Annotated in this window: 21 protein-coding genes; 7 read left to right on the top strand and 14 right to left on the bottom strand. The window is 72.4% G+C overall.

Annotated features, from left to right (window positions below):
* From BGM09_RS26555 to BGM09_RS26575, 5 genes are all read left to right on the top strand, one after another.
* Positions 1 to 585: a GNAT family N-acetyltransferase gene (locus BGM09_RS26555; protein ID WP_188284230.1), complete on the top strand. Its 585-nt coding sequence runs from the start codon at positions 1 to 3 to the stop codon at positions 583 to 585.
* The gene (locus tag BGM09_RS26560) at positions 582 to 3,869 is read left to right on the top strand and encodes a S41 family peptidase (RefSeq protein WP_188284231.1); all 3,288 of its coding nucleotides are present in this window, start codon (positions 582 to 584) and stop codon (positions 3,867 to 3,869) included. Before BGM09_RS26555 ends, BGM09_RS26560 begins: the two co-directional genes overlap by 4 nt.
* Complete coding sequence (locus tag BGM09_RS26565; protein WP_188284232.1) at positions 3,866 to 4,603, top strand: 4'-phosphopantetheinyl transferase family protein; 738 nt, start codon at positions 3,866 to 3,868, stop codon at positions 4,601 to 4,603. The genes BGM09_RS26560 and BGM09_RS26565 overlap by 4 nt, the downstream gene beginning before the upstream one ends.
* A 414-nt stretch (positions 4,604 to 5,017) precedes the next feature.
* Complete coding sequence (locus BGM09_RS26570; RefSeq protein WP_188284233.1) at positions 5,018 to 6,250, top strand: cytochrome P450; 1,233 nt, start codon at positions 5,018 to 5,020, stop codon at positions 6,248 to 6,250.
* Positions 6,251 to 6,282: 32 nt separating this feature from the next.
* Positions 6,283 to 6,480, top strand: a complete 198-nt coding sequence (locus BGM09_RS26575; RefSeq protein WP_188284234.1) for a ferredoxin — start codon at positions 6,283 to 6,285, stop codon at positions 6,478 to 6,480.
* A gap of 94 nt (positions 6,481 to 6,574) precedes the next feature.
* Here the strand turns inward: BGM09_RS26575 and BGM09_RS26580 are convergent, their stop codons facing one another.
* The 7 genes from BGM09_RS26580 to BGM09_RS26610 form a co-directional block, all read right to left on the bottom strand.
* Positions 6,575 to 8,071, bottom strand: coding sequence for a CoA transferase (locus tag BGM09_RS26580; RefSeq protein ID WP_188284235.1), 1,497 nt, complete (start codon positions 8,069 to 8,071; stop codon positions 6,575 to 6,577).
* A gap of 10 nt (positions 8,072 to 8,081) precedes the next feature.
* A complete protein-coding gene (locus BGM09_RS26585; RefSeq protein WP_188284236.1) occupies positions 8,082 to 8,534 on the bottom strand; it encodes a MaoC family dehydratase in 453 nt (150 codons plus the stop codon).
* Positions 8,513 to 9,037: a nuclear transport factor 2 family protein gene (locus BGM09_RS26590; RefSeq protein ID WP_188284237.1), complete on the bottom strand. Its 525-nt coding sequence runs from the start codon at positions 9,035 to 9,037 to the stop codon at positions 8,513 to 8,515. The genes BGM09_RS26585 and BGM09_RS26590 overlap by 22 nt, the downstream gene beginning before the upstream one ends.
* Complete coding sequence (locus BGM09_RS26595; RefSeq protein WP_188284238.1) at positions 9,034 to 10,236, bottom strand: ABC transporter substrate-binding protein; 1,203 nt, start codon at positions 10,234 to 10,236, stop codon at positions 9,034 to 9,036. Before BGM09_RS26595 ends, BGM09_RS26590 begins: the two co-directional genes overlap by 4 nt.
* A 175-nt stretch (positions 10,237 to 10,411) precedes the next feature.
* Positions 10,412 to 10,891: a Zn-ribbon domain-containing OB-fold protein gene (locus tag BGM09_RS26600; protein ID WP_188284239.1), complete on the bottom strand. Its 480-nt coding sequence runs from the start codon at positions 10,889 to 10,891 to the stop codon at positions 10,412 to 10,414.
* Positions 10,888 to 12,057 carry an acetyl-CoA acetyltransferase gene (locus tag BGM09_RS26605; RefSeq protein WP_188284240.1) on the bottom strand — a complete coding sequence of 390 codons (1,170 nt, stop codon included), beginning with the start codon at positions 12,055 to 12,057 and terminating at the stop codon, positions 10,888 to 10,890. The genes BGM09_RS26600 and BGM09_RS26605 overlap by 4 nt, the downstream gene beginning before the upstream one ends.
* A 3-nt stretch (positions 12,058 to 12,060) precedes the next feature.
* Positions 12,061 to 13,695 carry a class I adenylate-forming enzyme family protein gene (locus tag BGM09_RS26610; protein ID WP_188284241.1) on the bottom strand — a complete coding sequence of 545 codons (1,635 nt, stop codon included), beginning with the start codon at positions 13,693 to 13,695 and terminating at the stop codon, positions 12,061 to 12,063.
* Positions 13,696 to 13,924: 229 nt separating this feature from the next.
* Here BGM09_RS26610 and BGM09_RS26615 point away from each other — a divergent pair, with 229 nt between their 5' ends.
* Positions 13,925 to 14,848: an SDR family NAD(P)-dependent oxidoreductase gene (locus BGM09_RS26615; RefSeq protein ID WP_188284242.1), complete on the top strand. Its 924-nt coding sequence runs from the start codon at positions 13,925 to 13,927 to the stop codon at positions 14,846 to 14,848.
* Between the two features lie 69 nt (positions 14,849 to 14,917).
* On the opposite strand, the gene BGM09_RS26620 is transcribed toward BGM09_RS26615, so the two are convergent.
* The 7 genes from BGM09_RS26620 to BGM09_RS26650 form a co-directional block, all read right to left on the bottom strand.
* Positions 14,918 to 16,339 carry a cytochrome P450 gene (locus BGM09_RS26620; protein WP_188284243.1) on the bottom strand — a complete coding sequence of 474 codons (1,422 nt, stop codon included), beginning with the start codon at positions 16,337 to 16,339 and terminating at the stop codon, positions 14,918 to 14,920.
* A gap of 29 nt (positions 16,340 to 16,368) precedes the next feature.
* A complete protein-coding gene (gene fdxA, locus BGM09_RS26625; protein ID WP_188284244.1) occupies positions 16,369 to 16,719 on the bottom strand; it encodes a ferredoxin in 351 nt (116 codons plus the stop codon).
* A 138-nt stretch (positions 16,720 to 16,857) separates the two neighbouring features.
* Positions 16,858 to 18,213 (bottom strand): FAD-dependent oxidoreductase, encoded by a 1,356-nt coding sequence (locus tag BGM09_RS26630; RefSeq protein ID WP_188284245.1) that lies wholly within the window; start codon positions 18,211 to 18,213, stop codon positions 16,858 to 16,860.
* Positions 18,214 to 18,298: 85 nt separating this feature from the next.
* Positions 18,299 to 19,216, bottom strand: a complete 918-nt coding sequence (locus BGM09_RS26635; RefSeq protein WP_188284246.1) for a sugar phosphate isomerase/epimerase family protein — start codon at positions 19,214 to 19,216, stop codon at positions 18,299 to 18,301.
* Positions 19,213 to 20,322, bottom strand: a complete 1,110-nt coding sequence (locus BGM09_RS26640; protein ID WP_188284247.1) for an NAD-dependent epimerase/dehydratase family protein — start codon at positions 20,320 to 20,322, stop codon at positions 19,213 to 19,215. The genes BGM09_RS26635 and BGM09_RS26640 overlap by 4 nt, the downstream gene beginning before the upstream one ends.
* Positions 20,323 to 20,364: 42 nt before the next feature.
* On the bottom strand, positions 20,365 to 20,838 hold the full coding sequence (locus BGM09_RS26645) for a nuclear transport factor 2 family protein (protein WP_188284248.1): 474 nt from the start codon (positions 20,836 to 20,838) through the stop codon (positions 20,365 to 20,367).
* Between the two features lie 4 nt (positions 20,839 to 20,842).
* Positions 20,843 to 21,421, bottom strand: a complete 579-nt coding sequence (locus BGM09_RS26650) for a hypothetical protein (RefSeq protein ID WP_188284249.1) — start codon at positions 21,419 to 21,421, stop codon at positions 20,843 to 20,845.
* 257 nt (positions 21,422 to 21,678) lie between these two features.
* On the opposite strand from BGM09_RS26650, the gene BGM09_RS26655 reads away from it, so the two are divergent.
* Positions 21,679 to 22,161, top strand: a complete 483-nt coding sequence (locus BGM09_RS26655) for a MarR family winged helix-turn-helix transcriptional regulator (RefSeq protein WP_188284250.1) — start codon at positions 21,679 to 21,681, stop codon at positions 22,159 to 22,161.
* Positions 22,162 to 22,180: the final 19 nt, after the last annotated feature.

Consider the following 22,180-nt stretch of genomic DNA (forward strand, 5'->3'; position numbering starts at 1 on the left):
ATGCCGTTCGTGACCGTCCGGCATTTCACCGAGGACGACATCCCCACGCGTACCGCCCTGTTGCGCGAATCGCGCTTCCAGGCGAATCTCACCGACTTCGCGGTCGTCAGCGACGACGACGCGCTCACCGCCAACCAGCGCCGCACCCTCACGCGTGAGCACGACGTCAAGCGGATGTTCACCATGTGCGACTCCCGCGGCGCGACCGTCGGCTTCGCCTGGATCACCTCGATCGACTGGCCGGGCCAGACCTGTGAGCTGTCCTTCGGCGTGCTGCCGGAGTGCCGGGGCCCGTACGGCGCGACCGCCGTCACCGCCGCGCACGCGTACATCCGCGCGGAGCTGAACATGCGGGTGGTCGTCAACCAGGTCCTGGAGCACAACACGATGCTGGTGTCGTCCGGTGAACTCACCGAGCAGCGGCGGGTCCGCTGCGCGTACGACTCCTACACCGTCGGCGAGTGGCGCACCGCCTGCTACTGGACCGAGAGCGAGCAGGACGTGCACCGCCGGCGCGAGCAGGTCGCCGACCGGCGCCGTGCGGTCGCCGCCCGTATCCGCTCCACGTCGTCCCGGCCGTCATGAGCGCCCGCGCCGCGGAAGGCGGCTATCTGCACCACGCGACGATCGTGGGCGACACCGTGGTCTTCGTGTGCGAGGACGACCTGTGGACGGTGTCCGCCGAGGGCGGCACCGCCCGGCGGCTCACCGCGGGCACGACCGCGTGCGCGGGCCCCCGGCTCTCGCCCGACGGCCGTCAGGTCGCCTTCACCGGCTCCCCCGACGGCCTCACCGAGGTCTGCCTGACGTCGGTCTCCGGCGGTCCCGTACGCCGGCTGACCCATCAGGCGGGCCGGTGCACGGTCACCGGCTGGCACCCGCTGACCGGCGAGATCCTGTACGCGAGCACCGCGGGCCAGCCCGAGGGCTTCGGCTTCCGGCTGTTCGCCGTGCACCCCGACGGCGGCCCGCCCCGGCTGGTCGAGGCCGGCCCCGCCGCGTCCGTGTCGTACGGGCCCGGCGGCGGTTCGGTGATCGGCCGGAGCATCGCCGACCCGGCGCGCCGCAAGCGCTACCGCGGCGGCGCGGCCGGTGAACTCTGGGTGGACGACGACGGATCCGGCGCGTACCGGCGGCTCGCGCTGCCCGCGGGCAATCCGGCGGACCCCTGCTGGGTCGGCGACCGGATCTACTTCATCAGCGACCACGAGGGCACCGGCAACGTCTACTCCTGCCACTGCGACGGCACGGGTCTGACCCGGCACACCGACCACGACGAGTACTACGCGCGCGGTCTGTCCGGCGACGGCCGCCGGCTGGTCTACCACAGCGGCGCGGTCCTGCACGTGCTGGACCCGGCGCGCGGCGGCACCCGGCGGCTGCGGGTGGAGCTGGGCCCCTCGGGCGTCCAGCACCAGCGCCGTATCGTGTCGGCCACCGGTTTCCTGGACGGCGCGCGGATCGGCCCCGACGGGCAGACCCTCGCGGTCACCGCCCGCGGCAAGGCGTTCACGCTCGCGCCCTGGTCGGGTCCGGTACGGCGGCACGGGCGCCCGGACGGTGTCCGCTACCGGCTGCTGAACTGGCTCGCCGACGGCGAGCGGCTGGTCGCGGTCGCGGGCGACTCGGGGCCCGGTGAGCGGCTGGTGCTGCTGCCCGCGGAGGGCGGCGCGGAACTGCTCGGCGTGCCGCTGGCCGACCTGGGCTATGTCACCGCGCTGGCCGCCTCGCCCGCCACCGGGCAGGTCGCCTTCGCCACCAACCGGCAGGAGTTGTGGAGCGTCGACACCGACCGGCCGAAGCTGGAGCCGCGGCTGCTCGACACCAGTGCCCATGAACGGATCGAGGATCTGGCCTGGTCGCCCGACGGCCGCTGGCTCGCCTACACCTATCCGGACACGCCCAGGAGCACGGCCATCAAGGTCGCCGAGGTGGACACCGGACGCACCTCGCGGATCACCCGCCCGGTGCTGCGGGACGCGCTGCCGTCCTTCGACCCCGCGGGCCGCTATCTGTACTTCGTCGGACAGCGTGATCTGACGCCCGAGCACGACCAGGTCCAGTTCGAGATCGGCTTCCCCTTCGGCGCCCGGCCGTACGCGGTGCCGCTGACCGCCGACCGGCAGCCGCCGTTCGCTCCGCCGCAGCAGTCGGCGGGCGGCGCGTACTCCCCCGACGGGTACGACGAGGGCGATCCGGAAGGGCCGGTCGCCATCGACTTCACCGGTATCGAACGGCGCCTGGTCCCGCTGCCGGTCCCCGAGGGCCGGTACGCGGCGGTGCTGGGTCTGCCCGACTGCGTACTGCTGCTGTCGGTACCGCTCAGCGCGCCCGAGCCGGACGACCCGCAGCAGCAACAGGAGGGCAGCGTCACCCTGGTGGACCTGGCGACCGGCGACGTGACCGAGGACTATCTCGGGCCGGTCGACGAGATCAGCACCGACCGCACCGGCACGGCGCTGCTCTACCGGCACAACCACCGGCTGCGCGTGGTGCCCGCGGGCGCGCCCAAGGAGGCCGTAGAGGACTTCGACTCGCCCATCGCCCCGCCGGGGCGGCCCACCGGCTGGGTCGACCTGGACCGGGTCAAGATCCCGTTCGTACCCGCCGCGGAGTGGCGGCAGATGTTCCGGGAGGCGTGGCGGCTCCAGCGCGAGAGCTTCTGGAACGCCGACATGTCGGGGATCGACTGGGACGCGGTGCACCGCTGCTATCTGCCGCTGCTCGACCGGGTCGCGACCCGCGCCGAACTCTCGGACCTGGTCTGGGAGTTGCACGGCGAGCTGGCGACCTCGCACGCGTACGAGCGCGGCGGTGACTACGGCGCGCCGAGCGGTGAGGCGCAGGGCTTCCTCGGCGTCGACTGGGAACCCGCGCCGCAGGCCGAGGGCCGCTGGCGGATCGCGCACGTGCTGCGCGGCGACCCGTGGAACCCCGACGCCACCTCGCCCTGCGACCGGCCCGGCGTCGACATCCGGCCGGGTGACGAGATCGCCGCGGTCGACGGCCACCTCGTGGGGCCCGGCGGCCCGGCGGAACTGCTCACCGGTCTCGCGGGCCGCGAGGTCGAACTGACCGTGCTGCGCGGCGGCGCCGTCCCGCGCCGGGTGGTGGTCCGCGCCGCCCGCAGCGAGGCCCGCGCCCGCTACCTGGACTGGGTGGCCCGCAACAGCGCGTACGTGGACACCGTCTCCGACGGCAGGCTCGCGTATCTGCACGTGCCGGACATGTTCAGGACCGGATACGCGGACTTCGTACGGCAGTTCCTCGGCGGTCTGGACCGGGAGGGGCTGGTGGTCGACGTGCGGTTCAACGGCGGCGGCCATGTCTCGCCGCTGCTCCTCGACCGGCTCGCGCGCAGCCGCACGGGCACCGAGCACGGCCGGTGGAGCGGCGCGGTGCCGTATCCGCTGGAGTCGCCTCGCGGTCCGATGGCGGCGCTGATCAACGAACAGACCGGCTCCGACGGCGAGATCTTCGGCCATATGTTCCGCGAGCGCGGCCTGGGCACGCTGGTGGGCACGCGGACGTGGGGCGGCACGATCGCCACCTGGCCGCGGCACGGGCTGGTCGACGGCACGGTCACCACCCAGCCCGAATTCTGCTACTACTTCCGCGGGGTCGGGGCGGGGCTGGAGAACCGCGGGGTCGAGCCGGACATCACGGTCGCCGTGGTCCCGGCGGGGCCGCAGCCCGGCCTGGACGCCCAGTTGGCGACTGCGGTGACGCATCTGCTGACGGTGCTGCCGACACCGGCTTCGACGGACGGGGTCGGAACGGATCTCGCCCCGGCCGACGCCGGGGCCGTCGATGCCGGGGCCGTCGATGCCGGGGCCGTCGGCGCCGCGACGGGACGGAACGCCGGATGAGCGTGGCGGAGACGGCGGGGCGGATCGCGGCCGGACGGACCCTCGCTCCGCCCGTCGCCGGGACCTGCGAGGTGTGGCTGGTGCCGGTGCGGCGGCGCGCGGCGTGGGCCGGCCTGCTCGGCGCCGAGGAGCGGGAGCGGTGGCAGGCGCTCGGTGAGGGCGCGGCGGCCGATACGTTGCTGACCTCGCGGGCGGCCCAACGGCTCGTCGTGGGGCGCTACTTGGGCGTGCCACCGGCCGAGGTGGCCGTCGAGCGCGGTTGCGCGCTGTGCGGCGCGCCCCGGCACGGCCGCCCCCGGGTGGCGGACGCCGCCTTCGACTTCTCCGTCTCGCACACCCGCGAGTGGCTGCTGATCGCGGTCGTCGGCAGCGGTCTGATCGGCGCGGATCTCGACCAACTCGACGCGGACCGGGACGCGGACGGCCTCGCGGCGCTCACCCTGACCTCTGCCGAGCGGGCCGCGTACGACCGACTGCCGCACAGCGAGCGCCCGGAGGCGTTCCTCGATGCCTGGGTGCGCAAGGAGGCGGCGATGAAGCTGACCGGCCACGGCCTGTCGGCTCCTCCCGCGGCGATCGACGTCAGCACCGCGCTGGCCACGGCGCCGACCGTGCGGGACTGGCCCCGCGCCCCGCTCCACCTCACCCAACTCGCGGCCCCGCCCGCCCATCGCGCGGCCCTGGCCACGACCGTTCCGGTGACCCACGTCCGGCGGCGCGCGCTCCCGGAGTGACGGCGGCCACGCCCGGCAGGCACGCACGGCGGCCATATCCGACGCCCAGGCCCGACGGCCGTACCCGACGGCCGTACCCGACCGCGTACCGATGCGTTTCGGACGGCTCCGAGCGGCGGTCGGCGGGGCGCACGCGGGTGCGTGAGGGCACGACGCGGCGTCGCCGGTCGGGGCCACGGCGCCGACATCACGTGGCCGCCCGGTTCGGGGCGTGACGTCCCGTCACCGAAGGCGTGACCACCGGGTCGCATCGGCGTGAAACGGCCCGAAACCGCCCTACCGGCGAGTGCGGAGAGCGAACTAGCCTCGACACCAAGTTAGTTGCCTACGGCACTTAGTGCTACGGGCACCGACCTCTGCTGCCCCTGGCACCGCTCCGGCACCTTCCGCACCGCCAAGACAGGAGTGTCCGTCATGGCCACCGCCGCGCACCCGCCCGTTGCCGTCACCGCCCCCGCCGCCCGCGGGACCTGCCCCTTCGCCCCACCGCCCGCGTACGAACAGGCCCGAGGCGAGGAGGGGTTGAGCCGCGTCCGGCTGTGGGACGGTACGTCGTGCTGGATGGTGACCCGGCACGCGGACATCCGCTCCGTGCTGCGGGACCGGAGCTTCAGCTCGGACGCCAGGCGGCCCGGCTTCCCGTTCCTCTCGGCGGGCCTGCGGACGCTCGCCACCGACCGGCCGACCTTCATCCGGATGGACGACCCGGACCACGCCCGGCTGCGCCGCATGCTCACCGCCGACTTCATGATCCGCAAGGTCGCCGAGATGCGACCGGCCGTACGCCAGGTCACCGACGACCTGCTGGACCGGATGGCCGCCCGCACCGACCGCACCGCGGACCTGGTCGCGGACTTCGCGCTGCCGCTGCCCTCCGTGGTCATCTGCCTGCTGCTGGGCGTCCCCTACGCCGACCACGCCTTCTTCCAGCAGTGCAGCAGCACGATGCTGCGCACCGCCGCCCCGGCGCAGGAGGTCAGCGCGGCGCAGGACGAACTGCGCGACTACCTGGCCGGGTTGGCGCGCGCCAAGCGGGCCGCGCCGGACGACGGCATCATCAGCCGCCTCGCCGAGCAGGGCATCCTGGACGACGACGAGATCGCGTCCATGGGCCGGCTGCTGCTGGTGGCCGGGCACGAGACCACCGCCAACATGACCGCCCTGTCGGTCCTCGCCCTGCTGCGCGAGCCCGCCCAGGCGGAGCGGCTGCACGAGGCGGCCCGGCTCGACGAGGACGGCGACGGCTCCGCCCTCGACACCGCCGTCGAGGAACTGCTGCGCTACATGACGGTGGTCCACAACGGGATCGGCCGGGTCGCCGTCGAGGACGTGGAGGTCAGCGGCACGCGGATACGGGCGGGCGAAGGCGTCCTGTGCATGGTCGGCGCCGCCAACCGTGACGAGGACGCCTTCCCCGACGGCGGCCTGCTCGACCTCGGCCGCCCCGGCGCCCGCCGCCACCTGGCCTTCGGCTTCGGCGTCCACCAGTGCCTCGGCCAGCCGCTCGCCCGCCTCGAACTGCGCGTCGCGCTGCCCGCCGTACTCCAGAGGTTCCCCGGCCTGCGCCTGGCCGTCCCCTTCGAAGAGCTGCGCTTCCGCCACGAGATGGCCGTCTACGGGCTCCACGCGCTCCCCCTCGCCTGGTGAACCCCGCAGCTCCGCAACGAAAGGAACGCCTCATGCGTGTCCACGTCGACACCGACAAGTGCTGCGGCTCCGGCATGTGCGTCCTGACCGCGCCCGGCGTCTTCGACCAGCGCGACGAGGACGGCATCGTCCGGCTGCTGGCCGACGAACCGCCCGAGGCGACGTGGGACGACGTCCGCGAGGCCGAGGTGGGCTGCCCGGCGCAGGCGATCGAGACGGTCGAGCCGTAGGCCGGAGCCGGAGCCGTACAGCCGTACAGCCGTAGAGCCGTAGAGCCGTACAGCCGCAGTGGTCCGCGGGCGCTCCGCCGGGAGTGTCCGCGGGTCACCGGCCGCGCGGCAGCCAGGCCGGGGCGCAGGAGCCGCGGGCGACCAGGACCTCGCGGTAGCGGCCCGGCGTCCGGCTCATCCGCACCTGGTCGGTGACCCCTTGGTAGTGGCCGAGCGGGGTGGGAGCCGTGAACACCTCGGGGTCGAGGTAGGCGTGCGGGGTCCCGGCCCGTCCGGCGTGCTCGCGGGCGAAGGCGGGGTCGATCAGGCCGAGGCCCAGTATCCAGGCGGCGGTGCGCACCAGGGAGACGTGCACCCGCCAGCTTCCGCCCTCGGCCGCCCGCCGCCGCAGCGCCTGGACGACGCCGAGCGTGCCCAGCCAGGCCGCGATGTAGTCGTTCACCACGAGGACCGGCGACAGGGACGGCACGCCGCCGTCGCCTTCGAGGTCGGCCATTCCCGTCACCGCGCCCGCGCTCTGGTCGAAGCCGACGCGGCCCGCCCACGGCCCGCCGGTGCCCGGATACGAGATCGTGGCGTGCACGAGTCCCGGACGGGCCCGGACGGCGGAGGCGAGGTCCGCCCCGGTCGACTCCAGATAGCCGGGACGGCGGTTGGCGAAGAAGACGTCGGCGCCGCGCAGCAACCCGGCCACCCGCGAGCGCCCCTCGGGGACCCGCGGGTCGATCCGGCAGGATCTGACGCCGACGTTGGCGCTGGCGTACGCGCCGTCGTGCTCGAATTCGTCCGGCCGCCACACATTGAGCACGTCGGCGCCGTGCAGGGCCAAGGCCCGTCCCAGGCCCGCGCCCGCGATGACGTGGCCCATGCCGAGGGCGCGTACGCCGTCGAGCGGCTGCGCGCCGCCGTCGGGGAAGGGCTCCGGGTCGCTGTCGCCGACGCGTTCGATCTCGACCAGCGGCGCGTCGGCCACCGCCGAGGTGAAGTGGTCGCAGGCCAGGAACTCCTCGACCGTCCTGACCATCGGCAGCACGACTCCGGCCCGCTCCCCCGCGGCCTCCCACTGGGCCGCGGTCCGCTGTCGTACGGCGCGGGCGACCGCCTCCGGCACGTCCGCGCAGTCCAGGAGCCGCTGGGCGGCGACCTTCAGGCCCGGATACGGGTTGAGCGGCATCACCCACCGGTCGTCGGCCGTGCGGTGGAAGCTCAGTCCCAGCGCCTGGTTCCGGTTCACCGGTGACTCCACCGGATAGCCGTCGAGCAGTTCCCACCGCCGGTCGTAGAAGGGGCACAGCCGGTGCGGTGCGACGCGGAGGTCCATCGCGATGTCCTGTCCCGGTCCGCCGCGGTCGCGGTGGAGCGCGGCGATCGCCACCGACTTCCCCACGAGCGCGATGCCCGCGGCCCCGGCGAGCCGCAGCGGGCTGGGCACCACGGGGTCGGCCCCGGCGAAGTCGATACGTCCGCCGCTGTCCGCGCGGTGCAGGCCGACGCCTTCCAGGACGTCGTCCAGCGCGGCGTCGATGTCGTACGCGGCCGAGGTCGCGGGAGCGGCGAGGGTGTCGCGGACGCGTGCTTCGAGCGGTCGCATGCTGCCCGGCTCAGGCGAAGTAGCGGGCGAGTGAGGTGACGACCGCGGCCGGGCGCCGTGACCCTTCGATCTCGATGGTGCTCTCCAGCCTCACCTGAACAGCCGCGTCCAGGCGTGCGGCCCCCGCGAGCCGGGCCGTGGCGCGGATCCGGGAACCTTCGAGCACGGGGGTGACGAACCGGACGCGGTCCAGTCCGTAGTTGACCGCGAAGGACACGTTGTCGACGCGGTAGAGCCGGGTGGTGAGTTCGGCGAGCAACGACAAGGTGAGATAGCCGTGGGCAACCGTCCGCCCGAAGGGGCCGGAGGCGGCGCGGTCCGGGTCGACGTGGATCCACTGGTGGTCACCGGTCACGTCGGCGAAGGCGTCGATGCGCGGCTGGTCGACCGCGATCCAGTCGCTGGCCCCCAGATCCTCGCCTTGCGAGTCGGCCAGATCCGTCAGGCCGTCGAAGATCCGCACGTGCCTCGTCCCTTCTGGTTGTCGTCCCGGCCGTTCCCCCGGCGCCGGTGCCGGGAGTCGTCGCCGGGCTGCCGCCGCGTGATCGTCCGGGAGTCGAACCGCCACTGGCCGTCCACGCGGCGGAACCGGTCGGCGTAGGTGTTGCGGGTGACGAGCAGCGCCCGCTCACCGGGGAATCGCTGGGTGACCTCGATGCCGCAGGTCCCGTACGCCTCGTCCCGCGATCCGCCGGGGGTGAGGCTGATGTCGTGCACGCGGTGCCGGGTGTACGTGGCGCCGTCGTAGGTGAGGACGTTCTCCCGCATCCAGTCCTCGATGTCGGCGCCGGGCATTCCCCGCCAGGTGCCGTCGCGGAAAAGGCGGGCGAAGCGCGCGAAGTCACCGGTGTCCACGGTGTCGCAGTACGCGGTGAGCAGGGCGGTGATCCGCCGGATGTCCTGGGCGCCGAGCGCCGGGCCCCGGGGTGCCGGGCCCGGCGCGTCGACCGGGTCGTGCGGGGTCACGAGGGCTGCTTCGCCAGTTCCTTGGGCTTGCCGCCGACGAACTGGAAGGCCACGAGCGACTTGCTGAAGCCGTCGCGTCCGTCACCGAAGTTGATCAGCGAGCCGTCCTTGCCCGCGGCGCCCGCGAAGGGCGTGATCGCGTCGATCGCCTTGGCGAGCTTGTCCCCGTCGGTGTCGCCGTTCGTGGCGTCGAGCCCCTTCTTCAGGACGGTGAAGGCGTCCCAGGTGGCGCCCGCCTGCTCCGCGAGGCCCAGGGCGAGCGCGTCCGCGCTGCCGCCGTACTCGGTGGCGTACGCCTTGACGAAGTCCTGGTACTCCGGCTTGGACGGCTGCTGGTTGGCCAGCGTGTAGATCGCCGGGAGCTTGGTGTACGCGTCGCCGCCGATCTTCAGGGCGTCCGGCGCGATGAGCGAGCCGAAGCCGACGACGGGCACGTTGACACCGGCCTCCGCCATCGTCTTGAGCATCAGTCCGGCGTCGGCCGCCGCGGAGCCGATGTGGACGACGGCGTCCGGGTGCTCGCCCTTCAGCTTGGTCACGGCCGAGGTCAGGTCGGTCGCGCCCAGCGTGTAGTGCACGGTGTCGCCCGGGTCCATGCCCGCCTGCTTCGCCTGGTCCACGATCGGCTTCCACAGCGTCGATCCGGTCGGGCCGTCGTCCGCGGTCACCACGGGGTGCTTGTAACCGAGCGACTTGAGCAGGTCGATCATCTGGACCGGGTAGTCGCTCTGGTCGACGGTGGTGCGGAAGGTGTACTTCGCGCCGTCCATCAGGGCGGGCGAGATCGTCGAGGAGTTGATGAAGACGATCTTGCGCGGCTCGACGATCTTGCGGATCGCCAGTCCTTCGATGCTGGTGTAGCCGCCCATCATGACCCCGGCCTTGTCGACCGTGATGGCCCGCTGGGCGACCTTGGCCGACTCGTCGGCGGTGAGCTTGTCGTCGTAGACCTTGAGGGAGAGCTTCCGGCCGCCGGCGCCGCCGTCGGCGTTGATCGTCTTCACGGCCAGCTTGGCCGTGTTGACCATCTGCTCGGCCACTGCCGCGTTGCCGCTGGTGAGCGGGGCGGCGAAGCCGACGACCAGGGTCTTGCCGCCGCCACCGCTGGAGGTGCTGCCCCCGCCGTTGGAGCCGCAGGCGGCAAGCGACATCGTGGCGGCGAGCGCCAGGACGCCGGCGCCGAAGAGGGATCTGTGCACAACAGGCTCCTTAACGAGGTGAAATGATGGATCGCCGGCGACGGCGCGTACGCGCGTCACGGGGAGGGTGGGCGGGCTCAGCCGCGAGCGGGCTCAGCCGGATGTGCTCTCGGTCGGGGGCGGACTCGGCCGCGTGGCTCAGTCGCGTGGCGCGGCTCGGTCGCGTGGCGCGGGCTCAGTCGGAGGTGGCCTCGGGCCGCCACTGGGGCAGGCCGATCCCGTCGGCGATCCGCACCTGATACGCCTGGACGCGCTGGCCGATGCGGACCTCGTCCACGGGGCAGTCGGTGATGTTGCCCATCATGCGCGGCCCCTCGTCGAGGTCGACCAGCGCGATCACGTACGGCGCGTCCTCGTCGAATCCGGGCATGCCCGCCTGCCGGACGACGGTGTAGGTGTAGACGGTGCCCCGCCCGCTCGCCGCCTCCCACTCGGGCGTCGCCGCACAGCCGCGGCAGATCAGCCGCGGGTAGTGCTGCGTGGCGTGGCAGGACGGGCAGCGCTGGATCAGCAGCGTGCCCTCCTGCGCGGCGCGGAAGTAGGTGGCGCTGACGGGGTCGAGTTCGGGGACCGGCTTCGCCCAGGTGGCGGCCACGTCGATGACGTCGAGGGTCCCCTGTCGGCCGCGGATGTTCTCGGTTGCCATCTGCCTCATCTGCCTTTCCCGAGAATGGTGACGCCGATCGTGGAGAACCAGCCGCCGGAGCCGGCCGCGAGCGCCACCTCGCAGTCCGGCACCTGCACCTCACCGGCCTGGCCGCGCAGTTGCCTGACCGCCTCGATCAGCAGGAAGATCCCGCGCAGCCCCGGATGGCAGGCGGACAGGCCGCCGCCGTCGGTGTTGACGGGCAGCTTCCCGCCGAGCCGGAGGTTGCCCTCCTCGGCGAAGGGGCCGCCCTCGCCCGGCTTGCAGAAGCCCAGGCTCTCCAGCAGCAGGATGACCGTGATGGTGAAGCTGTCGTAGAGCATGGCCATGTCCACGTCGGCCGGGGTCAGTCCGGCGCGCGCGAAGGCGTCGGGGCCGGAGCGCGCCCCCGCCGTGGTGGTCACGTCCGGCGCCTGCGAGATGTTCCAGTGGTTCTGCCGGGCGGCCGTGCCCAGGATCGAGACGTACGGCTGCCTGAGGTCGCGGGCGCGCTCCTCGGTGGTGACGATGACGGCGCCGCCGCCGTCGGTGATCGCGCAGCAGTCGAACAGGTGCAGCGGGTCGGCGATCATCCGGGAGTCGAGGACGTCGTCCACGGTCAGCGGCTTGCGGTAGATGGCCTGCGGATTGTGGGCCGCGTGTTCGCGGACCGCGACGGCGACGCTGGCGAGCTGTTCCGGCGTGGTGCCGTACTCGTACATGTGGCGCTGCGCGGCCATCGCGTACGCGGCGACCGTCGTCTTGCCGTACGGCTCCTCGTACGCCGCGCCGCCGACGGGCCTGCGGCCGTACGCCGTGCCGAGGCTCCGTCCCATCCGGGTCAGCAGGTCGCTGCCGTAGGTGAGGAGGATCGTGTCCGCCATGCCGGACCGGATCGCGGCCTCGGCGTGCTGGATCTGGAACTCGTAGGCGGAGCCGCCGGTGTACGTGCCCTCGATCCAGCGCGGGTCGAGGCCCAGGTACTCCGCGGTCTCGGGGAGGTCGACGCCGGGGACGCCCGGGATCCACGCCTCGGCGCAGCCGAAGCCGTCGATGTCGTCCTTGCGGAGGCCGGAGTCGGCCAGCGCGCGTTGCATCGCCTGGGCCTGGTGGCCGAGCGCGTCGAGATGGGGCGCCTTGGGACCGTCGGACAGTCCGACGGCGGCGATGACCGGGGTGCGGTCGGGGCGGGTCACGGCTCAGCTCCTCCTGTTCGTCGTGGAGTTCGTGGTGCGCAGTTCGTGTTTCTGGATCTTGCCCGAGGCGGTTCTGGGCAGCTCGGGGAGCACCTGCCACGAGGTGGGGATCTTCTGCTTGGCGAGCTTGGCCCGGTCCAGGTACGCCGTCATCTCGCCGTCGCCCGGCCACTCCTGGCCCGCGGCCAGGGTGACGAAGGCGCCGACGACCTCGCCGAGCCGCGGGTCGGGCAGTCCGACCACGGCCGCCATGTCGACGGCCGGGTGCCGCTGGATGAGTTCCTCGATGTCGCGGGCGGAGAACTTCTCGCCCGCGCGGTTGATGATGTCCTTGGTACGGCCGGTGATGCGGACCAGCCCGCGCGCGTCGACCCGGCCGAGGTCGCCGGTGTAGAACCAGCCCTCCTCGTCGAGCTGTTCGCGGGTGAGGGCCGGGTCGGTGTAGCCGATGAGCGCCTGCGGACCCCTGATCCGCAGTTCGCCCTCCGCGCCGGGCGGGACCGGCCGGCCCTCGGAGTCGACGGCCTGGATCTCGCTGCCGGGGACGACCGCGCCGTCGTACTCGGCCCGGATGTCGAGCGGCTCGGTGGGGGCGACCCAGGAGACTCCCCCGCCGGTCTCCGTCATGCCGTAGCCGCGCAGCGCGGTGATCCCGACCTCGCCCGCCTCCCTGATCAGGTCGGGTACGGTCGCGGCGCCGCCGGACATGAACACCGAGATCGGGTGGCCGGTGCCGATGCCGCCGCGATGGGCCGCGACCAGGTCGTGGAGGAACACCGAGGCGGCGGTGGTGAAGGTGCACCGTTCGCGTTCGATGATCCGGGCCGCCTCCGCGCCGTTCCAGACCGGCATCACGACGATCTTGGCGCCCATGGACGCGGGCCAGACGACCCCGGCGTTGAAACCGGCCAGGTGGGACAGGGGCGAGGCGCAGAAGAAGACGTCCTTGGCGCTCAGCGACATGGTGTGCCGGATGCTGCGCGCGTTGGACACGAACCCCTGGCCCGTCAGCTCGACGCCCTTGGGCGCCGAGGTCGTCCCCGAGGTGTAGAGCATCAGGCAGCAGCGGTCGGGTTCGAGCGGGTCGGGGAGCGAGACGGCGGGCCGCCGGTCGTCCCGGCCGGGGAAGGCGCGCCAGCCGGGCCGCGGCTCCTCCAGGTCCACGCAGAAGCGGGCGACCGGTCCCCAGGTGGCGCCCTCCAGGATGCCGTCCAGCTCCTCGGCGGGGCGCCTGCCGCGGTTCTCGGCGATCGAGATCACCGCGCGCGGCTTGCAGTCGTTGACGATGTGCGCCATCTCGTGCTCGCGGTAGATCGGCACCACCGGGACGTTGACCGCGCCGATCCGGAAGGCGGCGACCTGGCCCAGCAGCGCCTCCGCCAGATTCGGCAGTTGGATCATGACGCGGTCTCCGCGTACGACCCCCGCCTCGACCAGATGGGCGGCGAGCACATCGGCCCACGCGGCGAATTCGCCGTACGTCAGCCGAAGGTCGCCGATCACCAGGAATTCGCGGTCCGGCGTGCGCTCCGCGACGTCGAACACCCACCATCCGAGACGCTCGGAGGTCCAGTATCCGTGCTCGCGGTAGTACGCCTCGCGGTCGGTCTTCGTCGTCGGCGCGGGAGCAGCGGCCATGCTCTTTCCTCTCGTCGCGAACTGTGCGGACGGCGAAGCGGAGGCCGTTCACGGGAAGTGGTTAGCCATGTGTAACATCGTCTTAAACCGAGCGCAATGGATCGCGTCAATCTCTTTACCTGGCTAAGCAAATGTGTTTCAGTGCCTCCTGATCACGCTGTTCACGCTGATCACCCGGGGGCACATCTCGCGGACCGAGCCGCACGAGCACGGAGGAGAAGGGCGAGAAATGGACGAGCTGAAGGGGAAGGTCGCCGTCGTCACGGGGGCCGGCCAGGGCATCGGGCGCGCCGAGGCGAGGGCGCTCGCACGGGCGGGCGCGCATGTGGTCGTCAACGACGTGGGCCGTACGCCGCAAGGCCGGCCGGCCGCCGACGAGGCCGTCGAGGAGATCCGCGCGGCCGGGGGCGGCGCCGAGGCCAACGGGGACGACATCTCGACGTGGGACGGCGCGGAGCGGCTGATCGCCCAGGCGGTCGGCGTCCGGGGAAAGCTCGACTTCCTCGTCTGCAACGCGGGCATCATCCGGGACCGGACCATCGTCAACCTCTCCGAGGCCGAGTGGGACGCGGTGATGGCCGTCCACCTCAAGGGGCACGCCGGTCCCCTGCACTTCGCCGCCGCCCACTGGAAGGCGCTGCACCAGGCGTCCGGCGAGCCGGTCGACGCCGCCGTGGTGACCACGTCCTCGGAGGCCGGGCTCTACGGCAATTTCGGGCAGGTCAACTACTCGGCCGCCAAGGCGGGCATCGTCGCCCTCACCCAGGTCGCGGCGCGCGAGCTGGCACGCTACGGCGTACGCGCCAACTCCATCTGCCCGCGCGCGCGGACCGGCATGACCGAAGGCGTCGTCGAGGGCATGGCGCCCGCCGAGGGCGCGGCCGACGAGTGGGACCCCGAGAGCGTCGCCGCGCTCACGGCCTTCCTCGGCTCCGCGCACTCCCGGGGGATCACCGGCCAGGTCTTCGTCGTCCACGGCCCGACCGTGTCCCGCATGCGGGAGTGGACGCCGGCGGACGAGATCACCGGGAGCACGGCGCTGCGGCTGGACGACATCATCGCCCAGCGGGACCGTCTCGGCTCGGCCCGGGACACGACGGTCGTGGACTTCGCCGAGGCTTCCGCGCGATCCGGCCGCGTGGCCGCGATCTGACCGTACGTCAGCCGCGCACGACGGTGGCCGGGCCCTCGGGGCCCGGCCACCTTTGCGCTGTCCGCGTCGTCAGTCCTCCACGATGATCGCGGCGGCCGGACACCCGGCCGCCGCCGCGTCCGCGGCGGCGCGGTCGGCCGCGCCGATCCGCTCCCGCAGCACGGCCACGGCGCCGTCGTCGTCCAGGCCGAAGACCGAGGGCGCCACCAGGACGCAGTTCCCCGCGCCCACGCAGGCGTCCGCGTCCGCGCTGACGGTGGCCGTGGCGGTGGCCGTATCCGGGTCTGTGGCGGCCTCTTCGGCCGGGGCCACCACGACGTTGAGCGGGCTGAACGAGCGCGGCATGTAGCCGCGGTAGCGCGCCGGTTCCGCGTCGCGGTCCCAGCTCAGCGTCCCGTAGCGGTCGAGCAACTGCGAGATCACCTCGACCTCCTCGCCGCGCGAGAGGGCGGCGCCCACGCAGTAGCGCGGACCGACGTTGAACGCGACGTGCGTCTTGAGATTGCCGCGGTCCAGGTCGACGGTCTCGGGGTGGTGGAACTGCCGGGGGTCACGGTTCGCGGCGCCGTTGACCGGGTGCACCCGGTCGCCCTTGGCGATCAGCCGGCCCGCCACCTCGACGTCACGGGTCGCCACGCGCACCCGGAACTGCACGGGCGCCAGGTAGCGCAGCACCTCCTCGCCGAAGGCCACGATCTGCCGCTCGTCCCCGCGGATCCGGTCCTGCAACTCGGGGTGGTTCAGCAGCGTGTAGATCGCGTTCTTCAGGAAGTGCGCGGTGGTGTCGGTACCGGCGAAGAACAGCACCCGCGCCTGCGCCAGGATCTCCTCCTCCCCCCACCGCTCCAGCACGCCCTGCCCCTGCTCCCACAGCACCGAGATCAGGTCGTCGCGCGGCTCGTCCCTGCGCGCCCTGATGACCGGGAGCAGCACCTCGTTGAGGGCCGCCGCCGCGGCGGCGGCCTCCGCGTACGCCTCCTCGTCCTCGCCGAAGGTCTCGGTCCAGCGGAACATCGTGGAGTTCCAGCGACGGCACTTGGCCATCAACTCCTCGTCGCGCCAGTCGAGTCCGAGCAGCGCGGCGATGACGTCACTGGGCACCACCGAGGCGAACTCGGCGGCGAGGTCGACATGGGTGCGCCCCTCGATCGCGTCGAGCCGGGTGCTCACCAGCTCCGCGATGAAGGCGGTCCGGTACGAGCGGACCGTGGTCGGCGTGAAGTGCTGGAGGAGGAAATTGTGGACGGAGTGGTGCTGCTCGCCCTGGAGGAGCAGCACTCCCTTGGGCCCCCCGTAGACGTCCGCCGCGCCCTTGAGTTCGAAGTACGGGTGGGCGAAGAGATCCTCGTTGAGCTGGATGAACCGGCACTCCTCGTAGCCGACGACGATCCAGGCGTTCATGCCCTCGTCCCAGTGGACGGGACCGTGGGCGAGTCGGTCGGCGAAGAAGGGGTACGGGTCTTGGTCGCGTGCTTCCTTCAGGCTCTCCATGGCGGGTTGGTCCTCCGAGGTGGATGTGGTCAGCCGCCGCCCGACGACGCCGGGCGGCGGGACACCAGAGCGGTGTCGACACCGGTGGGTCCGAGGTCGGCCGAGCCGCCGGGGTGGCCCAGCGGCTCGTCGCGCCCCGGAAGGGGTTCGAGGAAGAAGCGGGCGTTGTCGTCCACGAAGTCGGCCTGGCCCTCGGGTATGTCGTCGCGGTACTTGATGGCCGTGACGGGACAGACCGGTTCGCAGGCACCGCAGTCCACGCACTCGTCGGGGTGGATGTACGCCTTGCGCGAGCCCTCGTAGATGCAGTCGACCGGGCACACCTCGACGCAGCTCCGGTCGAGGACGTCGATGCAGGCGCCGTGGATGACGTAGGCCATGGGAATGCCGACTTCCTGTTTGAGGGGGACAGTTGAGAGGGACGGTGGTGAATGCCCGCCGGTGCGGGCGGTCGTGGACGCCCGAGGTGCGGGCGGTCGTGGACACCCGAGGTGCGGGCGGTCGTGAACGCCCGCGCGTCAGGCGGCGCCCCGGCCGGGCCGGTCGGCGTGCGCGGCGGCGACGTGCCGCAGGGTCTCCCAGTCGGGGATCTTGGTACGCGCACGGCCGAGTCCCTGGCCGCGGCTCTCCTCCTCCGCGTCGATCGACAGCCAGCCGTCGTACGTGACGGGCCTGACGCCCCGCCCGGCGAGCACCCGGTCGACCTCGTCGGGCCCGGCGCCGCGGGGCGGCCGGGCCGCGAGGTCCGTGACGAGACCGGCCACCGTGCCGGCGGCGCAGGCCCGGTTCGTGCCGACGACCCCGGACGGTCCGCGCTTGGCCCAACCGGCGACGTAGTGACCGTCGAGCGCCCGGCCGTCGGGGCCGATGACCCGGCCCGCGTCGTGCGGGACGCGGCCCAGGTCCTCGTCGAACGGCAGGGCGCCGACTGGTGTGCTGTGGTAACCGACCGATCGCAGGACCATGCCGGCCCTGAGATCGGTGACCTCGCCGGTCGCCACGACCGCGCCGCCGGCCTCCCGCGTCCTTTCCAGGCGCACGGCGCTGACGGCGCCGCCCTCGCCCAGCAACTCCACGGGGCGGGACCAGAAGTGGAAGTGCAGGGTGCGCCGGCCGGCGGGCACCTCACGGGAAGCGAGGTCGGCGAAGACCTTGAGGTTGGCCGCGGTCAGCGGGTCCTGCGACCCGGCGGGCAGCAGCCCGGCGTCCAACTCGGTCCCGACATCGTGGAGTTCGAGCAGTTCACGCAGTTCCTTCGCGGTGAACTTCGCGTGCTGCGGCCCGCGGCGGCAGACGAGATGGACGTCGCGGACGCCGCTGTGCGCGAGCCGGTCGAGGACGTGCGGCGGCATGTCGGTCCGCGCCAGGTCCGCCGCCGACTTCACCAGCAGGCGCGCCACGTCCAGCGCCACGTTGCCCGCGCCGACGACGACCACCGACTCCGCCTCCAGCGGGAAGGACTCCCCCGCGTGGGCGTGGTCGGGATGGCCGCTGTACCAGGCGACGAAGTCGGTGGCCGAGCAGACCCCGGCCAGCTCCTCCCCCGGCACGGCGAGCCTGCGGCCGACGGAGGCGCCGGTCGCGAACACCACCGCGTCGTACAGCTCCGCGAGTTCCCGCGTCGTCACGTCGCGGCCGACGTGGACGTCACCGAGGAAGCGGACCCCGTCGCGCTCCAGCACCTTCCGCAGGGCGACCACGATGGACTTGATCCTCGGGTGGTCGGGCGCGACGCCGTACCGCACCAGGCCGTACGGCGTGGGCAGCCGGTCGTAGACGTCGACCGACACATCGAGGGCGCTGCGCACGAGAGCGTCGGTCGTGTAGACGCCCGCCGGTCCCGAACCGACGACGGCGACGCGGTAAGGGTTCATCTGCTCCTCATCCCCACCATTACTTAGCCATGTGTACTTAACCAGGCGAAACAATACGTGTCAACGGTCACACCACGGGTCGTGTTCAGAGGGTTCGCGCCGCGGACGCGACGAGCGCGCGCGTGGCGTCCGCCGCCCGCCGCGCAACCTCCGACGTCGGCCGCGACCGCAGCGCGTCGGAGTAGACCTCGACCGAGAACGGCGCCTCGACGCCCGGCCGTTCGAGGGCCGCCACGAACGCGCGCAGGTCGAAGTCGCCCTCGCCGGGCAGGACCCGGTGGTGGACGGCGTCGACCATGCGGTCGGGGTCGACCGGCGGCACCGGGCCGTCGTTGAACTGCACCATGAAGACGCGCTCCGGCGGCGCCGTACGCAGCAGCTCCAGATCCGGGTCACCGCGGAAGAAGTGCCAACTGTCCACGCACAGACCGCCGTTGTCGCGGTCCGCCGCGGCCGTGACGGCCAGCCCCGATGCCAGGTCGGGGATGCTGCTGTACGGCACGAATTCCAGCGCCACCCTCAGCCCGTGCGCCGCCGCCCGGTCGCACAGCTCCCCGAAGGCGTCCACCACTTCGGGTCCGACCGGCCGGGCGTCCGCGACCGGCCCGGGGTCCGCGACCGGCCGGGCGTCGAAGGTGCCGACGGTCTGCGCGAAGGGCACCCCGAAGGTGTCGGCCAGATGGAAGGCGGTCCGCTCCAGCTCCGGGTCGGCGTAGACCAGGCCCGGACGACTGGGGACGCCCGCCGGTCGTCCCGGCGCGCCGTGGAAGCCGAAGAGCACCTCGACCTCGTTGATCCGCACGTCCCACTCGGCGAGCACCGCAGCGAGGTCGCGGTCCTTCCACCCTTGCGCGAGCAGGTCCCGGTAGTACGGGATCGCGAGTCCGATCCCCTCGTACCCGGCCCGGCGGGCCGCGGCGACACGGTCGGGGAACGACGCGTCGCGCACGGTGCCCCAGGCCAGGACCAGCCGGGGCTCGCGGGCCGCGGGCGGCGCGTTCACCCGGCCGCTCCCGTCAGGTCGGGCAGCACACGGCGCTCGACCAGCGTCCGCAGCGCGTCGCGGAAGGTCGCCTCGGTGTCGTGGACCCGGGTGTAGCCGGCCTGTTTGACCTTGACCGTGCTGACCAGCGCGGGCGGCGGCATCGTCGTCAGGCCGTATCCGAAGGTGTAGTCGGCGTACTGGTGCGACCGGCCGAGGACGTCGAGCAGGGAGAGCGGCCGGAGCCGGTGCCTGGTCACGATGTCCCGCCAGACCCCGGCCAGCCGGGGAAGCTCCTCGGTCAGGCTCATCGGACGGGGCGGCGCGCACGGTACGCCCATCGCGTCGGCCAGGGACGGCCAGAGTTCCTGCCAGGAGAACACCTCCCCGTTCGTCAGGTTGAAGTGTTCGCCCCGGGCCGCGGGCGAGGTCGCCGCCCACACCAGGGCGCCCGCCACCAGCCGCGCGTCCACCACCTGGCGGACCGGGTGGACCGTGCCGCCGGGGAAGCCGAACGGGATGCCCGTCGCGGCACTGAGCGCGGCGAAGGCGCCGATCACCGGCGGTGTGCAGTAGGAGACGCCGTACGCCGGTCCCACGACCTGGACCGGCCGCAGAACGGTCCAGTCGAACGCGTGGCGGTCGGCCAGCTCCCTGAGCAGGTCCTCCTGGCGCCAGTAGAAGTTCTCGTGGTCGTCGCGCGGCGCCCGCTCCCGCGCCGGGATCGGGATCGGATGCAGGTGGGCGCCGTACGCCTTCGTCCCCTGCATGACGGTGGCGTGCCGCAGCGCGCCCCCCGCGGCCAGCGGCCCGAGGACGTTGCCGAGCATCGCCTCGTTGGTCGCCATCTGCCGCGGGTCGGACCACCCGGCGACCAGATCCGGTTTCTCGTACGCCGCCGCGTAGACCAGGTGGGTCGGCCGCGGTGCCAGCGCGGCGACGGCCTCACGGGTCGCGGACCCGTCCGTGAGGTCCACCGGCACATGCCGGCACCGTACGGATGCCTCCACCTCGGGTGGGCGTCGCGAGAAGGCGACCACGTCCCACCCCTCGGCGGCGAAGGCGGTGATCGCCGCGGCCCCTATGAGCCCGCTGGCTCCGGCCACCAGCACTCGTCCAGCACTCATCTCGTCTCCTTGACGATGGGGCCCGTGTCGGCGATCCGGCGGTCAGAAGGGCGGAAGCAGTTCGACGTCCTGCGGCGCGCTCACGAAGTAGCGCTCGACCAGCCGCCGGGCGAGCTTCCAGGCGCCCGCGCGGCGCTCGTAGACGTCGTGGTAGGTGCAGCTCACCCAACTGATCCTGCCGTCCGGGTGGACGCAGACGGCGATGGCGTCACTGCGGCCGGTCGCGCGCTCGGGGGTCTCGAAGCGGGCCGTGTGGTTGGTGGTCCAGTGGTAGGTCTCCTTCCACACCTTCCCGATGACCTCCTGCGAGCGGCGGATCTCGTCCGTGCCGTGGAAGTCGCCGCGCCCGCCGGGAATCAGGTACTCGGCGTCGTCGTGCCAGATGCTCATGAAGCGGTCGATGTCGCGGCGGTCGGTGCCCTCGCAGTAGCCCGCGACGATGTCGGCGAACTCCGCCCGGCCCTCCAGCTCGTCGATCCGCTGCTCAAGGGACCGGCCCTCGGTGTGTGTCGTCATGTGCTCAGACCTCGGCCTTCGGCGCGGTGCGGAACTTGTCGGGGTAGTCGTCCGGCAGGTCTTCCTCGGCCAGCGGGACGATGTGGTGGTCCAGGACGTAGCGGTCCTCGCCCTTGGCCTTGTCGTTCTCGTCGAACTCCCAGAAGACGACGGTCCTGGCCGACAGCACGTAGAAGGGGCTCGCGGGCGAGGTGTCGTCCACGAAGCGCATCTTGCGGGCGACCGCGGCAGTCAGGATCTGCCGGAAGGTGCCCTCGGTGACGATGTCGTAGTCGCCGACCACCACCCGGGTCTTCTTCGACTCGATGACGTACGAGCCGTTGTTCACCATCTCGGTGTAGTTGGCTCGAACCTGGTCGATGCCCTTCGGCCCGGTGTCCCCCTTGACGTCCCCCAGGACGCCGTACTCGTGGTACTGCGGGTCGTCCGACAGCGTCGGCAGGACCATGTCGAGGTCCGCCAGCACCTCGCCCTTCGAGTGGTGGACAACCGTCTTGAGATGCTTGAGCTGCAGAGGTGTTTTGGCCTTGTGCATGTGCGCCTCGAAGCTGGTGTAAGTCAGCTCCGGCCTGAAGTCCTTCATTTTCCCTCCTCAGGGATACGGGATCTCCGCGTGACGGTCGCCACAATTTATCTAACCATGTAAACTAATGGCTGAATCCGACGCCCGCAAGGGTGTTCGGCGAATCAGCGCAGATGTACGCAAACCCCCGATGAAACGGGGTTTCTGGACATGGCCCTGACAGATCTACGACGTGGGCACGTGGCGTCGGGAAGCCCGCCGGGCGCATACTTAGCAGCGCGAACTTGATGAGGCGAACGCCCAGATTCGGGGTAAGGATGACCACGACCACTAGCGGCTCTGTCGACCGCGTCAAGCACGAGCACGCCATCCGGCGCGAGGATCTGACGCGCCTGCGGATGACGCTCGGTCGCCTCGGACGGGTATTGCGGCAGCAGAATGACGACGGTCTGAGCTACGCCCTCATTTCGCTGCTCTTCAACATCGGCCGCAACCAGCCGGTCTCCGCGGGCGAGCTCGCGGCGTCGGAAAGGGTCTCCCCGCCGTCGGTGACCAGGTCGCTCAACCGCCTCATCGAACTCGGCTACGTCTCCCGTACCGCGGACCCCGCCGACCGCAGGGCGGCGCTGATCGAGCTGACGCCCAGCGGCGCCGACGAGCGCGAGCAGGTGCTCAAGAGCCGCGAGGTCTGGCTGGAGGAGCACCTGGGACGACTGGACGACACGGAGCTGGAGAGCCTGCTCACCGCGCTGCCCGCCCTGGAGCGGCTCTGCGACCCCGAGCTGCCGCGCCGCCCCTGACGTCCCCCGGCCCGCGGCG

Origin of the sequence: Streptomyces sp. CBMA29 (genome assembly GCF_014596445.1) — a bacterium.
Lineage (GTDB): Bacteria > Actinomycetota > Actinomycetes > Streptomycetales > Streptomycetaceae > Actinacidiphila.